General features: G+C 55.6%; 15 protein-coding genes and 1 pseudogene. 6 read left to right on the top strand and 10 right to left on the bottom strand.

The features are described from left to right. Positions 1 to 279: 279 nt before the first annotated feature. The 5 genes from pstS (at position 280) to phoU (ending at position 4,871) form a co-directional block, all read left to right on the top strand. Positions 280 to 1,320, top strand: a complete 1,041-nt coding sequence (gene pstS / locus ACZ6J2_RS20555; protein WP_028017767.1) for a phosphate ABC transporter substrate-binding protein PstS — start codon at positions 280 to 282, stop codon at positions 1,318 to 1,320. A 128-nt stretch (positions 1,321 to 1,448) separates the two neighbouring features. Continuing rightward, positions 1,449 to 2,408 carry a phosphate ABC transporter permease PstC gene (pstC, locus tag ACZ6J2_RS20550; RefSeq protein WP_023309793.1) on the top strand — a complete coding sequence of 320 codons (960 nt, stop codon included), beginning with the start codon at positions 1,449 to 1,451 and terminating at the stop codon, positions 2,406 to 2,408. Then, positions 2,408 to 3,298, top strand: a complete 891-nt coding sequence (pstA, locus tag ACZ6J2_RS20545; protein ID WP_023309794.1) for a phosphate ABC transporter permease PstA — start codon at positions 2,408 to 2,410, stop codon at positions 3,296 to 3,298. Before pstC ends, pstA begins: the two co-directional genes overlap by 1 nt. 47 nt (positions 3,299 to 3,345) lie before the next feature. Continuing rightward, positions 3,346 to 4,119 (top strand): phosphate ABC transporter ATP-binding protein PstB, encoded by a 774-nt coding sequence (gene pstB, locus ACZ6J2_RS20540; RefSeq protein ID WP_010426574.1) that lies wholly within the window; start codon positions 3,346 to 3,348, stop codon positions 4,117 to 4,119. Positions 4,120 to 4,145: 26 nt separating this feature from the next. Then, on the top strand, positions 4,146 to 4,871 hold the full coding sequence (gene phoU, locus ACZ6J2_RS20535) for a phosphate signaling complex protein PhoU (protein WP_008500182.1): 726 nt from the start codon (positions 4,146 to 4,148) through the stop codon (positions 4,869 to 4,871). A 92-nt stretch (positions 4,872 to 4,963) separates the two neighbouring features. Here the strand turns inward: phoU and yieH are convergent, their stop codons facing one another. After that, positions 4,964 to 5,629 carry a 6-phosphogluconate phosphatase gene (gene yieH / locus ACZ6J2_RS20530; protein WP_045888256.1) on the bottom strand — a complete coding sequence of 222 codons (666 nt, stop codon included), beginning with the start codon at positions 5,627 to 5,629 and terminating at the stop codon, positions 4,964 to 4,966. A 164-nt stretch (positions 5,630 to 5,793) separates the two neighbouring features. Here yieH and adeP point away from each other — a divergent pair, with 164 nt between their 5' ends. Then, positions 5,794 to 7,131, top strand: a complete 1,338-nt coding sequence (adeP, locus tag ACZ6J2_RS20525; protein WP_471726559.1) for an adenine permease AdeP — start codon at positions 5,794 to 5,796, stop codon at positions 7,129 to 7,131. Between the two features lie 103 nt (positions 7,132 to 7,234). On the opposite strand, the gene ACZ6J2_RS20520 is transcribed toward adeP, so the two are convergent. The 9 genes and pseudogenes from ACZ6J2_RS20520 to rpmH form a co-directional block, all read right to left on the bottom strand. Next, complete coding sequence (locus ACZ6J2_RS20520) at positions 7,235 to 7,801, bottom strand: NADPH-dependent FMN reductase (RefSeq protein WP_224979761.1); 567 nt, start codon at positions 7,799 to 7,801, stop codon at positions 7,235 to 7,237. A gap of 36 nt (positions 7,802 to 7,837) precedes the next feature. Continuing rightward, positions 7,838 to 8,584: a 4'-phosphopantetheinyl transferase family protein gene (locus ACZ6J2_RS20515; RefSeq protein WP_063145549.1), complete on the bottom strand. Its 747-nt coding sequence runs from the start codon at positions 8,582 to 8,584 to the stop codon at positions 7,838 to 7,840. 122 nt (positions 8,585 to 8,706) lie between these two features. Then, positions 8,707 to 9,678, bottom strand: a complete 972-nt coding sequence (yidZ, locus tag ACZ6J2_RS20510; protein WP_029741480.1) for an HTH-type transcriptional regulator YidZ — start codon at positions 9,676 to 9,678, stop codon at positions 8,707 to 8,709. Beyond that, complete coding sequence (locus ACZ6J2_RS20505; RefSeq protein ID WP_471726552.1) at positions 9,647 to 10,822, bottom strand: MdtL family multidrug efflux MFS transporter; 1,176 nt, start codon at positions 10,820 to 10,822, stop codon at positions 9,647 to 9,649. The genes yidZ and ACZ6J2_RS20505 overlap by 32 nt, the downstream gene beginning before the upstream one ends. Positions 10,823 to 10,933: 111 nt before the next feature. Continuing rightward, on the bottom strand, positions 10,934 to 12,298 hold the full coding sequence (gene mnmE / locus ACZ6J2_RS20500) for a tRNA uridine-5-carboxymethylaminomethyl(34) synthesis GTPase MnmE (protein ID WP_021242672.1): 1,365 nt from the start codon (positions 12,296 to 12,298) through the stop codon (positions 10,934 to 10,936). Between the two features lie 72 nt (positions 12,299 to 12,370). After that, positions 12,371 to 14,014, bottom strand: a complete 1,644-nt coding sequence (yidC, locus tag ACZ6J2_RS20495) for a membrane protein insertase YidC (RefSeq protein ID WP_048976508.1) — start codon at positions 14,012 to 14,014, stop codon at positions 12,371 to 12,373. 2 nt (positions 14,015 to 14,016) lie between these two features. Continuing rightward, positions 14,017 to 14,274 (bottom strand): membrane protein insertion efficiency factor YidD, encoded by a 258-nt coding sequence (gene yidD, locus ACZ6J2_RS20490; RefSeq protein WP_001307474.1) that lies wholly within the window; start codon positions 14,272 to 14,274, stop codon positions 14,017 to 14,019. Further along, a pseudogene (gene rnpA / locus ACZ6J2_RS20485) lies at positions 14,238 to 14,596 on the bottom strand (ribonuclease P protein component). The gene yidD and the pseudogene rnpA overlap by 37 nt, the downstream one beginning before the upstream one ends. A 16-nt stretch (positions 14,597 to 14,612) precedes the next feature. Then, on the bottom strand, positions 14,613 to 14,753 hold the full coding sequence (gene rpmH, locus ACZ6J2_RS20480) for a 50S ribosomal protein L34 (protein WP_000831330.1): 141 nt from the start codon (positions 14,751 to 14,753) through the stop codon (positions 14,613 to 14,615). Between the last annotated feature and the right edge of the window lie 154 nt (positions 14,754 to 14,907).

Below are 14,907 nucleotides of genomic sequence, written 5' to 3'. Positions count from 1 at the left end.
CCGGCTTGTTTTTAATCAATCCTTTCTCGTTTTTAATAATGACAATTTGTCATCTTCAGCTACTTTTTTCAGTGTCACATAAAGAAAATATTTCTGAAAACGTCTTGTCATAAAAGTGGCTAACGCGATGAAAAATAAGCTTTCTTTTGCTTGTTTTTAAGTGAAATTTTCGTTGTCATAAAACTGTCATAATTCGTACATTTATCTGTCACCTGTTTGTCCTATTTTGCTCATCGTAGCCACTAAACAACGATTTACGAAAATCTTGCAGGAGACATTATGAAAGTTATGCGTACCACTGTCGCAACTGTTGTCGCCGCGACCTTATCTCTGAGCGCGTTCTCTGTATTTGCAGAAGCAAGCCTGACTGGCGCTGGTGCAACCTTCCCTGCGCCGGTGTATGCCAAATGGGCGGATACCTACCAGAAAGAAACCGGTAACAAGGTTAACTATCAGGGTATCGGCTCCTCCGGTGGCGTTAAACAAATTACCGCGAACACTGTTGATTTCGGCGCATCAGACGCTCCGCTGTCTGATGACAAACTGGCTCAGGAAGGCCTGTTCCAGTTCCCTACCGTGATCGGCGGTGTGGTTCTGGCCATCAACCTGCCGGGCGTGAAGTCGGGTGAGCTGGTGCTGGACGGCAAAACGCTGGGTGACATCTACCTGGGCAAAATCAAAAAATGGGATGACGAAGCGATCGCTAAACTCAACCCAGGCCTGAAGCTGCCTTCTCAGAACATCGCCGTGGTTCGCCGTGCGGATGGTTCCGGTACCTCTTTCGTGTTCACCAGCTACCTGGCAAAAGTGAACGAAGAGTGGAAATCTAAAGTCGGCTCCGGCTCTACCGTTAACTGGCCAACCGGTCTGGGCGGTAAGGGTAACGACGGTATCGCCGCGTTCGTACAGCGTCTGCCTGGCTCAATTGGTTACGTAGAGTATGCGTACGCTAAGCAGAACAACCTGTCCTACACCAAACTGGTTTCAGCCGACGGCAAACCGGTTAGCCCAACCGAAGAGAACTTTGCTAACGCGGCGAAAGGCGCTGACTGGAGCAAATCCTTCGCGCAGGATCTGACTAACCAGAAAGGCGAAGGTGCATGGCCAATCACCTCTACCACTTTCATCCTGGTTCACAAAGAGCAGAAGAAACCTGAGCAGGGCGCCGAAGTGCTGAAGTTCTTCGACTGGGCGTACAAAAACGGCGGCAAACAGGCTAACGCCCTGGATTACGCCACCCTGCCGGAAAACGTGGTTGAGCAGATTCGCGCTGCATGGAAAACCAACGTGAAAGACAGCAGCGGTAAAGCGCTGTACTAACAGGATATATTTAACGAAGATGGCGGGTGGCGCTATGCTTACCCGCCCTACGGTTTAAGCTGTAGGCCCGGTAAGCGTCAGCGCCACCGGGCATATTCGTAAAAACGTCTCAAACAGAAGAGTAATTTATGGCTGCAACCAAGCCTGCATTTAACCCTCCGGGTAAAAAAGGTGACATGATTTTCAGCGCGCTGGTGAAACTGGCTGCGCTGATTGTGCTATTGCTGCTGGGCGGCATTATCGTGTCTCTGATTTTCTCCTCATGGCCGAGCATCCAGAAATTCGGTTTTTCCTTCCTGTGGACCAAAGAGTGGGACGCGCCGAACGATATCTACGGTGCCCTGGTGCCGATTTACGGCACGCTGGTGACCTCGTTCATCGCCCTGCTGATTGCGGTTCCGGTGAGCTTTGGTATTGCCCTGTTCCTGACGGAGCTGGCGCCGGGCTGGCTGCGACGCCCGCTGGGTATTGCCATCGAACTGCTGGCTGCCATTCCAAGTATCGTTTACGGCATGTGGGGCTTGTTCATCTTTGCTCCGCTGTTCGCCACGTATTTCCAGGAACCGGTCGGTAACGTGCTTTCCGCCATTCCGTTTGTGGGTGCCCTGTTCTCTGGCCCGGCTTTCGGTATCGGCATTCTGGCGGCAGGTGTGATCCTCGCCATCATGATTATTCCTTACATTGCGGCGGTTATGCGCGATGTCTTCGAACAAACGCCGGTGATGATGAAAGAGTCGGCCTACGGTATCGGCTGCACCACCTGGGAAGTTATCTGGCGCATTGTCCTTCCGTTCACCAAAAATGGGGTGATTGGGGGCGTGATGCTGGGCTTAGGTCGTGCGCTGGGTGAAACCATGGCGGTCACCTTTATCATCGGTAACACCTACCAGCTCGACAGCGCGTCGCTCTATATGCCGGGTAACAGTATTACCTCGGCGTTGGCGAATGAATTTGCGGAAGCGGAATCCGGGCTGCACGTGGCGGCGCTGATGGAGCTGGGTCTGATTCTGTTCGTTATCACCTTTATTGTTCTGGCGATTTCCAAGCTGATGATTATGCGCCTCGCTAAAAATGAGGGGGCACGCTAATGGCAACTCTCGAAATGCAAGCTACCGCTGAACTGGCGGAATCCCGCCGCAAAATGCAGGCCAGACGCCGCATGAAAAACCGTATTGCCCTGTCGCTCTCTATGGCGACAATGGCGTTCGGCCTGTTCTGGCTGGTTTGGATCCTCTTCTCGACGGTCGTTCGCGGGATTGACGGGATGTCACTGTCGCTTTTCACCGAAATGACGCCACCGCCGAACACTGCGGGTGGTGGCCTGGCCAATGCCCTGGCGGGCAGCGGCTTGCTGATCCTCTGGGCAACGGTCTTCGGTACGCCGCTGGGCATCATGGCGGGCATCTACCTGGCTGAATACGGTCGTAAATCCTGGCTGGCCGAAGTCATTCGCTTCATCAACGATATTCTGCTGTCTGCACCTTCTATCGTTGTGGGTCTGTTTGTTTACACCGTGGTGGTGGCGCAGATGGAACACTTCTCCGGCTGGGCGGGTGTGATTGCCCTGGCGCTGCTGCAGGTGCCGATTGTTATTCGTACCACCGAGAACATGCTGAAACTGGTGCCGGACAGCCTGCGTGAAGCGGCTTATGCGCTGGGTACGCCGAAATGGAAGATGATCTCTGCGATTACGCTGAAGGCGTCTGTTTCCGGGATCATGACCGGTATCCTGCTGGCGGTTGCGCGTATCGCGGGTGAAACGGCGCCGCTGCTGTTTACGTCTCTCTCCAACCAGTTCTGGAGCACGGACATGATGCAGCCGATAGCCAACCTGCCGGTGACGATCTTTAAATTTGCGATGAGCCCATTCGCGGAATGGCAGCAGCTGGCCTGGGCCGGAGTGCTGATCATTACCCTTTGCGTACTGTTGCTGAACATTCTGGCGCGCGTCATTTTCGCGAAGAAGAAACACGGTTAATTTTTTACGGCGCGGCAGCTCGCGGCGCCGAATGAGGAAATGAGTCAATGAGTATGGTTGATACTGCCCCGGGTAAGATTCAGGTTCGTGATTTGAACTTCTACTACGGCAAATTCCATGCCCTGAAGAACATCAACCTGGATATCGCGAAGAACCAGGTCACGGCATTTATCGGTCCGTCCGGCTGTGGGAAATCCACGCTGCTGCGTACCTTTAACAAAATGTATTCGCTCTATCCGGAGCAGCGCGCTGAGGGTGAAATCATCCTGGACGGTGAAAACATTCTGACCCAGGCGCAGGATATCGCCCTGCTGCGCGCCAAAGTGGGGATGGTGTTCCAGAAACCAACGCCGTTCCCGATGTCGATTTATGACAACATCGCGTTTGGCGTGCGTCTGTTTGAAAAACTCTCCCGTGCCGATATGGACGAGCGCGTGCAGTGGGCTTTGACCAAGGCCGCATTATGGAACGAAACCAAAGATAAGTTGCACCAGAGCGGTTACTCTCTCTCCGGTGGTCAGCAGCAGCGTCTGTGCATTGCGCGCGGTATTGCTATTCGCCCGGAAGTGTTGCTGCTGGATGAGCCGTGTTCAGCGCTGGACCCGATCTCAACCGGCCGTATTGAAGAGCTGATCACCGAGCTGAAGCAGGATTACACCGTGGTTATCGTGACCCATAACATGCAGCAGGCTGCACGTTGTTCCGATCACACGGCGTTTATGTACCTGGGCGAGTTGATTGAGTTCAGCGATACGGACGCGCTGTTCACCAGGCCCGCGAAGAAACAAACCGAAGATTATATTACTGGCCGCTACGGTTGATTTGCCTTAGTGCATGTGGAGAAACCATGGACAACCTCAATCTTAATAAACACATTTCCGGCCAGTTCAACGCAGAGCTGGAAAGCATTCGCACCCAGGTAATGACCATGGGCGGGATGGTCGAGCAGCAGCTTTCTGATGCGATTACGGCAATGCACAACCAGGACAGCGAGCTGGCGAAGCGCGTCATTGAAGGCGACAAAAACGTCAACATGATGGAAGTCGCTATCGACGAGGCCTGCGTGCGCATTATCGCGAAACGTCAGCCGACGGCGAGCGACCTGCGTCTGGTGATGGCGATCATCAAAACTATCGCCGAGCTGGAGCGTATTGGTGACGTTGCGGATAAAATCTGCCGTACCGCGCTGGAGAAGTTTTCTCAGCAGCACCAGCCCCTTCTGGTGAGCCTGGAGTCGCTGGGCCGCCACACCGTGCAGATGCTGCACGACGTGCTGGATGCCTTTGCGCGTATGGACCTGGACGAAGCGGTGCGTATCTACCGTGAAGACAAGAAGGTCGACCAGGAGTATGAAGGCATCGTGCGTCAGCTGATGACCTACATGATGGAAGATTCACGTACGATCCCAAGCGTACTGACCGCCCTGTTCTGCGCCCGCTCCATCGAGCGTATTGGCGACCGCTGCCAGAACATTTGCGAATACATTTTCTACTTCGTGAAAGGTCAGGACTTCCGTCACGTGGGCGGCGACGAGCTGGACAAGCTGCTGGCGGGTAAAGATCCGAAAGAGTGATTTACCCTCACCCTAACCCTCTCCCACAGGGAGAGGGGACAATTCGGTTTTCTCCCTCTCCCCTGGGGAGAGGGTCGGGGTGAGGGGAAAACTCAGCGAGTAATATCCCACCCGCGCGCCTTCCACAGCGCTGGCAGCTGCGCCAGATCGGTAAAGGTCGTCACGTTGGGATGATCGATCGGCTTGTTGTGCGGGTCGGCGCAGAAGTAAAACACCTCCATCCCCGCATCAATCCCCGACTGCGCGCCCGCAGACGAGTCATCCACCAGAATACAGTTCTCTACGTTGACGTTCATCGCTTTTGCCGCATGGAACATCAGCGCCGGGTCTGGCTTCCAGCGCTGGATATCGTAGCCGCTGAACAGTTTTTCCGGGAAATGGTGCAACATCTCAAGCTTGCCCAGCGAGTGCTGCATTTTGCTGACCGGGCCATTAGAGACGACGCAGACTGGCACCGTCATCGCATCCAGCAACGCGTTAGCCCCGGAGATAACTTCCAGCTCGGAGTCGAACAGGCGTGCGACCTCGGCGCGGTACACCGGTTCCAGATCCGCTTTCGCCAGATCCACACCGTGTTCTTCGTTAATGATGTCGATGATCTCGTAGAGCTTTACGCCCTTAAAGCGTTTAAACACCTCTTCGAGTTCCAGCGTAATGCCAAATTCCTGGAACATGGTGACATACGCGCGGGAACAAATGACCTCACTGTCGACCAGCGTACCGTCGCAGTCGAAAAATACCGCTTCAATTCCGGACATGCCTTTCCCTTTTAACAAGTTTAACGTTTACGTACGGCAGTTCGCCGGCACGCAATCGTTGCCGTATAAGCAAAATCAATGAAAAAAGTATCACGTAACCGCCACTATTGTCGCATTTTGGTATAGGATAGCGACGAATTTTCCCTCCTTGTTCGGAATTGATGATGAGTCAACAACACACTACCCAGACATCTGGTCAGGGTCTGCTTGAGCGCGTTTTTAAACTGCGCGAGCACGGCACAACGGCACGCACCGAAGTGATCGCTGGTTTCACCACCTTCCTGACGATGGTCTATATCGTTTTTGTGAACCCTCAAATTCTGGGCGTCGCTGGCATGGATACCAGCGCCGTCTTCGTGACCACCTGCCTGATTGCGGCCCTTGGCAGCATCCTGATGGGTATATTCGCTAACCTGCCGGTTGCGCTGGCACCGGCAATGGGCCTGAATGCGTTCTTCGCGTTCGTGGTTGTTCAGGCGATGGGGCTGCCGTGGCAGGTTGGCATGGGCGCCATCTTCTGGGGCGCGGTTGGCCTGCTGCTGCTGACCATTTTCCGCGTACGTTACTGGATGATTGCGAACATTCCCGTGAGCCTGCGCGTGGGCATCACCAGCGGTATCGGTCTGTTCATCGGTATGATGGGGCTGAAAAACGCCGGCGTTATCGTGGCGAACCCGGATACGCTGGTGAGCATCGGTCACCTGACCTCTCATAACGTGCTGCTGGGCGTGCTGGGCTTCTTTATCATCGCTATCCTGGCTTCCCGTAATATTCACGCGGCGGTGCTGGTGTCCATCGTGGTCACCACCCTGCTGGGCTGGATGCTGGGCGACGTTCACTATAACGGTATCGTCTCCGCGCCACCGAGCGTTTCTACCGTGATTGGTCACGTCGATCTGGCGGGTTCCCTGAACCTGGGCCTGGCGGGCGTGATTTTCTCCTTCATGCTGGTCAACCTGTTTGACTCCTCCGGCACGCTGATTGGCGTGACCGACAAAGCGGGTCTGGCGGATGAAAAAGGCAAATTCCCGCGCATGAAGCAGGCGCTGTTTGTGGACAGTGTATCCTCTGTGACCGGTGCTTTTATCGGAACCTCGTCCGTTACCGCGTACATTGAATCGTCTTCCGGCGTGTCCGTGGGCGGCCGTACCGGCCTGACGGCGGTGGTCGTGGGTATTCTGTTCCTGCTGGTGATCTTCCTCTCTCCGCTGGCGGGTATGGTTCCACCGTATGCGGCAGCCGGCGCGCTGATCTATGTGGGTGTGCTGATGACCTCCAGCCTGTCACGCGTGAAGTGGGATGATTTAACCGAAGCGGTGCCGGCGTTTATTACCGCCGTGATGATGCCGTTCAGCTTCTCGATTACCGAAGGTATCGCGCTGGGCTTTATCTCTTACTGCGTAATGAAGATCGGTACCGGCCGCTTCCGCGACCTCAGCCCGTGCGTCATCGTTGTGGCGCTGCTGTTTGTGCTGAAGATTGTGTTTATTGATGCACACTAAGATGCTGGTGGTGTCAGGTGGCGCTTCGCTTACCTGACCTACGGGCAAAGTTCCCTCTCCCTGTGGGAGAGGGTTAGGGTGAGGGCATCAGGCCGCAATAAGCTTACGCCTTCACCCGCTTAATATAATCCCCAAACGCCGTCAGCTGGCCAGACAGATGATCGCGCGTGCTCTGATCCACCACTTCACCCGTTTGCGGGTCGACCTTGTTCTGAATCACACCACCCATAAATTCCGGCTTGTTCATGACCATCGCATCCAGGAATACCAGGATCTGGCGCAGATGATACTGGCAGCGCGCGCCGCCAATCGCGCCCATTGAGCTGGTCTGGATCAGCACCGGTTTGCCTGACAGCGGCTGCTCAGGTAAGCGGGACAGCCAGTCGATGGCATTCTTCAGGCCACCCGGAACCGAATAGTTATACTCCGGCGTGACGATGACCACGCCGTCAGCCTGGCGGATCTGCTCTGCCAGCGCCTCAACGCTTTGCGGGAAACCCTCTTCCTGCTGTACGTCAGCGTCATACAGCGGAATATCTCCAATAGACGGCAGGGCGTTAATTTCCATTCCTGTCGGTGCCAGCTGTGGCAGCGTGCGGGCAACCATCCCGTTAAATGAACCTTTGCGCAGGCTTCCCAGTAACGTAACTACTTTCAACGTATCAGACATGATTACTCCTGTTTCATCATGATGACCCTGATTGGATCAGCTAAGGGTGAATGCTTTTTCTGCCGGTAAACTGGTTAAACGCATCAGGCGTGCGGCGGGCTCGTTGGCGCGCTCGGGCACATCAGGAAGGCTACGCCATCCCTGTTGGCTGTCAAATTCCCAGATTTTCATGCGTTCGATGGCGGGGGTAACCGCAATGGACCAAATGAGCACATCCTCTGCGTCGCTGAGCGCCTCTACCAGCGTGGCCTGAGTGGCACGCAGACGTCCGGAGCCTGGAAGCAGCTGCAGCAGGCTGGCGTCGTCTGAGGCGCATCCACAGAGCTTGCGAATGCTCTGGCGCAAGGTAATGAGCTGGGCTCTGGCTTCGACAGGATCGTTCTGGTTGCGTACCCACAGCTTCTCATTGCTGGAGAGCGGATAGTCTTCATGCGCATTACCGCCATGGAAGCTGCGCGTCGCGCGCTGAAGTTCCATATCCAGCCCACAATCCCCTTCGGTGGTCAGCGCGACGCCAATGATATTGCCCGCGTAGGCAATCGAAAAACGAGGGAGATCCGGGTCGGCAAAGACCGGGCGGCCTTCGGGTTGGGTAATGATGTCCGGCAGCTCGCTGGTGCCGTACAGCATAAACAGCAGTTCTGCGAGAAGCGCTCTGGACGCTAAAAACCGCGTTCTGCGGTGTTCCGGGAGAGTGAGTGCTTCACTGTGACAGGCTGAAGAAATTCTTGCCGATACGAGACGTCCTTCCGTAAGTATCCCTCTTGCAAAGTGCGTAGCCATTTTTCGCTCCTTGATAATGGTCGTAATCGGTTAAACGGTTACATGATTATCGCTTAACTTGACTCCTGTTTTAATCAGTAAATGGGAGTAAGAGAAGCCTCAGAACCGAACTTTACATTTTCTTAGGCAAAAATTGGATCGCTGGCACCGTACAGCGCCTTGATGGTTTCCCGCAGCCAGAGGATTTTCGGATTATGGCTGTTCCGTTTATGCCAGATCAGCGTGAAGGGAACGGTTAGCTTTTCAGCCTGCGCTTCGTCAATGGGAATAGGAAGCGCGATCAGCTTCCGCTGGTGGAGTTGATTGTAGTGATGGCAGTAGTGCGGAGCCGTGGCGATATAGTTGTGACCGGGCTGCGCTGCCATAAACATCGACTGCTCAAAGCCCGGCACGCTCATGGCAATGTTTCTCTCCCGACCCATCTCCTTTAGCACTTCGTCCAGTGCCCAGGTGTCGCTGCGTTCCCAGAAGATGCTGATGTGCGGGTAGCGCAGGAAGGTTTCGAGGTTCCATTCGTCCTGTAGCGCGGGGTGATCCTCACGTAGATACACGCACGGACGGTCGCTGAACAGGATCTCATAGTCGATGAACCACGGCATTAGCTTCAGCAATTCACGCGAGCGCGGGTGCGTTTCGCGTCCGGTGAATCCCAGATCCACCTCTCCACGCGTAATGGCGTCCAGCGAGTCATAATCCCAGTGACGCATCTTCACCGTAGCCTGCGGATAGCGCTGGTTCACCTGCTCCAGCAGGGCATTAAAGCGGATCAGCATCAACGGCGTTTCGGCGGCCAGCACGAACGTTAGCCCGCCCGGGGAATCATGATGGAATTTATCGAGGATCTGGTTGCCGATTTGCATCCAGTCAGCCAAATCCTGCTCGAGGCTTACCGTCAGCGGGGTCGGCAGCAGCCCCAACGGCGTTTTGACAAACAGCGGGTCGTCAAACCAGTCACGCAGCTTGGCCAGCGATTTACTCACCGCAGACGGCGTCACGTTCATCCGCTTCGCCGCTTTGGTGACGCTGCGCTCCTGCAGCAAAAGCTGCAGGCAAAGCAGGAGATTAAGATCGAGACTGCTGATGGGCTTCTTCATAATGCGCCGCGGGCTGGATGACCATAAGTAAGGTGATGCACAGTATGCTACAGCCAATCAGAACCCCGATCAGCATATTCAGCGCGTTAAGCCCGATGACCGCCGCCAGCCAAATCCACAGCGACGATCCGCAGACCTGCGCAATTCCCAGCACCGAGCTTGCCACGCCTGCCCGCAGCGAGAAGGGGCCAAGCGCCTGACTCATCGCCACGCCAAAGCCAACCGAGAACCCGGCACAAATAAGGGTAATACCCGCCAGCATCACCGCATGCGAGCTGGTGGTTGCCAGGATCGCGCCAGCAGTGAGGAATAAAACCTGTGAGGTCAGCATCAGCGTGCGCTGGCTAAAAACATTTAGCGCAAACGGGGTGGAGAACGAGACCGCCATACTGACCATGGCGGTTAATGCCATCACCGTTGAATACTCACCCCGATCGAAGCCCATGGTTTCCATCAGTAAAACCGGGGAAACGTTTACATAGGTCAGGATTACCGCCACGCTTAACGTGGTCACGGCCAGACGACTGAGGAAAAAGCGGTTAAGCAGCTTCTCGGCTGGGTGAATGGTTGCGGTATGACCGGTATTCTGCGAGCCCGGGTGGGTCTCTTTCAGCACGGCGATGGACAGGATAAACACCAGCGCGCCCATCGCCGCCATGGTCCAGAACAGGCTCTGCCACGGGAATTTCAGCATAATCAGATATCCCACGACCGGGGCCAGCACCGGGATGATGCAGGTAATACCGTTCAGCATCGAAAGCACCTTAGCGCGACGCTGGGCGCTTAAGGTGTCGCGCAAAATGGCAAAAGCGACGACGTAGCAGCCACCGGCGCCAATGCCCTGGATAAATCGTCCGGCCAGGAACACGGTGCTGCTTTGCGCCTGTGAGCAGAGCAGAGAGGCAAGGGCAAAAATGATGGCGCCGGTTATCGCGACGGGCTGACGGCCTGCCTTATCCGCGATCTTCCCGGCAAACACCATCGACGACGCCATCCCCGCGAGGTAGGCCGAAAACGCGATGTGCAGCTGCGCCTCGCTGGCGCCCAGATCGCGGGCGATGTGCGGCAATCCCACCAGATACATATCAATGCCGGACGGATAAAGCAGAACTAATGCGAAACTACAAAACAGATAACGCGCCATAAACCCCCCATAGATGCAGGCATGCAGGATAGGGGGTGAAAAGGGATTAGGCGAGTTGCCATTTGGACAATGGTGATTTCCCAGGAGGAAATCACCATCAATGAGCGGGCCTTACTTACCGATACAGAAGCTCGAGAAAATTCGTCCCAGCAGATCGTCCGACGTAAACTCCCCGGTGATCTCGCTCAGATTCTGCTGCGCCAGACGCAGCTCTTCCGCCAGCAGTTCGCCCGCCCACGCGCCGATCAGCTGCGCTTTACCCTGAACAAGGTGGTTTGCCGCCTCTTCCAGCGCCTGCAGGTGACGACGACGCGCGAGGAAACCGCCTTCCATGCTGGTATCAAAGCCCATGCTCTGCTTGAGATGGTTGCGCAGGTCGTCAACGCCTTCACCGGTACGCGCCGACAGGCGAATCAGTGAGTGACCGTTCACATCGCTGATTCCCAGCGTTTCGCCGGTGACGTCCGCTTTATTACGCACCACGGTGATGGGCAGTTTCGCCGGTAGACGGGCGATAAAGTCTGGCCAGATCTCAGCCGGGTCAACAGCGTCGGTGGTGGTGCCGTCCACCATAAACAGCACGCGGTCAGCCTGCTCGATCTCCTGCCAGGCGCGTTCGATACCGATGCGTTCAACCTCGTCGCTGGCATCGCGCAGGCCGGCGGTATCAATGATATGCAGCGGCATGCCGTCGATGTGGATATGCTCGCGCAGCACGTCGCGGGTGGTGCCGGCAATATCGGTGACGATCGCCGCTTCACGGCCCGCCAGGGCGTTCAGCAGGCTCGATTTCCCGGCGTTAGGGCGACCAGCAATGACAACCTTCATCCCTTCGCGCAGCAGGCTGCCCTGACGCGCTTCGGCGCGAACGGCGTCGAGATCGGCCATCACCTGGTTGAGCTGCGCTTCGATTTTACCGTCAGAGAGGAAGTCAATCTCCTCGTCCGGGAAGTCGATAGCCGCTTCCACGTAGATTCGCAGGTGAGTGAGTGCTTCCACAAGGTGATTTACGCGCGCGGAGAATGCGCCCTGCAGCGAGTTCAGGGCGGAGCGGGCCGCCTGTTCCGAGCTGGCGTCGATCAGGTCTGCAATCGCTTCTGCCTGCGCCAGGTCGAGCTTGTCGTTGAGGAAGGCACGCTCGGAGAACTCGCCCGGCTTCGCAATGCGCAGGCCAGGCAGGGTCAGAATACGTTTTAACAGCAGGTCGAGGATAACCGGGCCGCCGTGGCCCTGCAGCTCCAGCACATCTTCGCCGGTAAAGGAGTTCGGGCCGGGGAACCACAGCGCAATGCCCTGGTCCAGCGGCGTGCCGTCGGTATCTTTAAACGGCAGGTAATCAGCGTAGCGCGGCTTTGGCAGTTTACCCAGCACTGCTTCGGCCACCTCGCGCGCCTTCAGGCCGGAGATGCGCAGAATGCCTACACCACCGCGTCCCGGTGGGGTTGCCTGGGCGACGATAGTGTCGTTATGGCTCATGGTTGGTCTCGTTCAATACAAATAAAAAAGGCGGTCAATCGACCGCCCTTATTTTAGCGTTAACTTACCGAATCAGGACTTTTTCTTTTCGCGGCTATGCAGGCCACGTTTTTCCAGACCACGGTAAATCAGCTGCTGCTGGATGATGGTCACCAGGTTGCTGACGATATAGTACAGCACCAGACCTGACGGGAACCACAGGAAGAACACGGTGAAGATGACCGGCATAAAGGTCATGATCTTCTGCTGCATCGGGTCGGTCACGGTGGTCGGCGACATCTTCTGGATGAAGAACATCGTCACGCCCATCAGGATCGGCAGGATGTAGTACGGGTCCTGTGCGGACAGGTCATGGATCCACAGGGCGAACGGCGCGTGGCGCAGCTCAACGGAACCCATCAGCATGTAGTACAGCGCAAGGAAGATTGGCATCTGAATCAGCAGCGGGAAGCAGCCACCCAGTGGGTTTACTTTCTCTGCTTTATACAGGGCCATCATTTCCTGGCTCTGACGCTGTTTGTCATCGCCCAGACGCTCACGCATCGCCGCAATCTTCGGCTGCAGCATACGCATCTTCGCCATGGAGGTGTACTGCGCTTTAGTCAGCGGGTACATGATGCCACGAACGATGAAGGTGATAACGATGATGGAGAAGCCCCAGTTACCCAGGAAGCTGTGGATGAACTTCAGCAGCTTAAACAGCGGCTGAGAGATGAACCACAACCAACCGTAATCGACGGTCAGATCCAGGTGCGGCGCAACAGCGGCCATTTTGTCCTGAATTTCCGGGCCGACCCACAGGGTGCTTGCCATCTTACCGGTTTGACCCGGCTGAACCAGAACCGGCTGAGATTTGTAGCCGATGGCTGCAAGACCGTTGCCCAGGTTCGCGGTATAGAAGTTATTCGTACCGTCGTTGTTTGGGATCCAGGCCGTTGCGAAATACTGTTGCAGCATCGCAACCCAACCGCCTTTGGAACTAACGTTCAGGTTTTCGTTATCCGCAATGGTGTCGAATTTGTATTTCTCATACTTCGCGTCTGGCGTGGAGTATGCCGCGCCACGGAAGGTATGCAGCGCAAAGTTGCTGCTTCCGGTGTCACGGTGAGACGGCAGATTGATGGACTGCTTCAGCTGGCCAAAGGTCGACAGCTCCAGCGGTTTCGCACTGGCGTTCTGTACGCTGTAGCCCACGTTCACCGCATATTCACCGCGCTTCAGGGTGAAGGTTTTAGTGAAGGTGTTGCCTGCGGCGTCGGTGTACGTCATCGGGATCGCGAGTTCGTTCTGGCCATCAGCCAGCACAAAGGTGTCGCTATCGACGGTATACAGTGGACGCGCACCGTTAGCCGGGTTATCCGGGCCATCACGACCGGTCAGGCCGCTCTGCGCCTGGTAGATAAACTCAGGCGTGGTTTCCAGTAACTGGAACGGTTCGTTAGACTTCAGCTCTTTCGGGTAGGTCAACAGCAGCGCCTGCTCAACATCACCACCACGGGTGTTGATTGTCAGCTCAAGCACATCGGTCTTAACCGTAATCTGTTTCCCCTGGCCACTGGCCGGTACGCCCTGGTCGGCGGCGCTACCCGCTGCGGTGGTCGTAGTCTGCGTGGTCTGCTGCTGGGGTTGAGGATTTTTATCCTGCTCCCATGCCTGCCAGATCATGAAAGACACGAACAACAAAGCGATGATAAGAAGATTGCGTTGCGAATCCATCGTTAGTGTTCTCTGGTATCAAAGGGTCCTGGAGGGACGGGGTCGTCTCCACCGGGGTGTAAAGGGTGGCATTTTAATACGCGTTTCACCGTCAACCAACTGCCTTTTATCACTCCAAACCTGCGCAATGCCTCAATTCCGTAGCTTGAGCATGTTGGTGTGAAACGGCAGTGCGGCCCGAGTAGCGGACTAATCAGGCGTTGATAGACCCGAATGAGGGCTATCAGGACCCGTGAGCCAGGCGACAGTGGCGGCGCCATAATTTTCCAACGCTTCCGAGAGAGCACGGTTATCGAGGTCGGCAACCCCTTTTTTAGCCACCACCACGAAATCCATTGAAGGCAGTTCGTGCTGACGTAAACGGAAGCTTTCACGCGTCAGACGTTTAATCCGATTGCGTTCATGCGCACGCTTAACATTTTTCTTGGCGACTGTGAGACCGATGCGGGGATGCCCCAGCGAATTTTGGCGGCCGAGGATGGTGATTTGCGGCGTGCCAGCCCGTAGTGGCTGCTGGAAGACGAAAGTGAAATGAGCGGGAGTTAACAAACGTAACTCCCTGGGAAATGCTAGCTTAACCACTCAGGGGTTAGCTTTATTACTTGGAAACGGTCAGACGAGCGCGGCCTTTAGCACGACGACGTGCCAGAACCTGACGACCATTTTTAGTAGCCATACGAGCACGGAAGCCGTGAGAACGGTTGCGCTTCAGTACAGACGGTTGAAAAGTGCGTTTCATGGCGATTTCTACCTAAACTTGAATAAATTCACTGACTTTTGCGTATACCCGAACGAGTTTCGAACGACTAACGCCTCAGCGTGGGTGATTAAAGAGGCCGGATTGTAATAATTGTACACTCCGGAGTCAATTCTCTTTCCTTATTTCCCGCGTA

The organism is Enterobacter sp. E14S (genome assembly GCF_055666685.1).
This window is presented reverse-complemented; position numbering and strand designations above follow the sequence as displayed.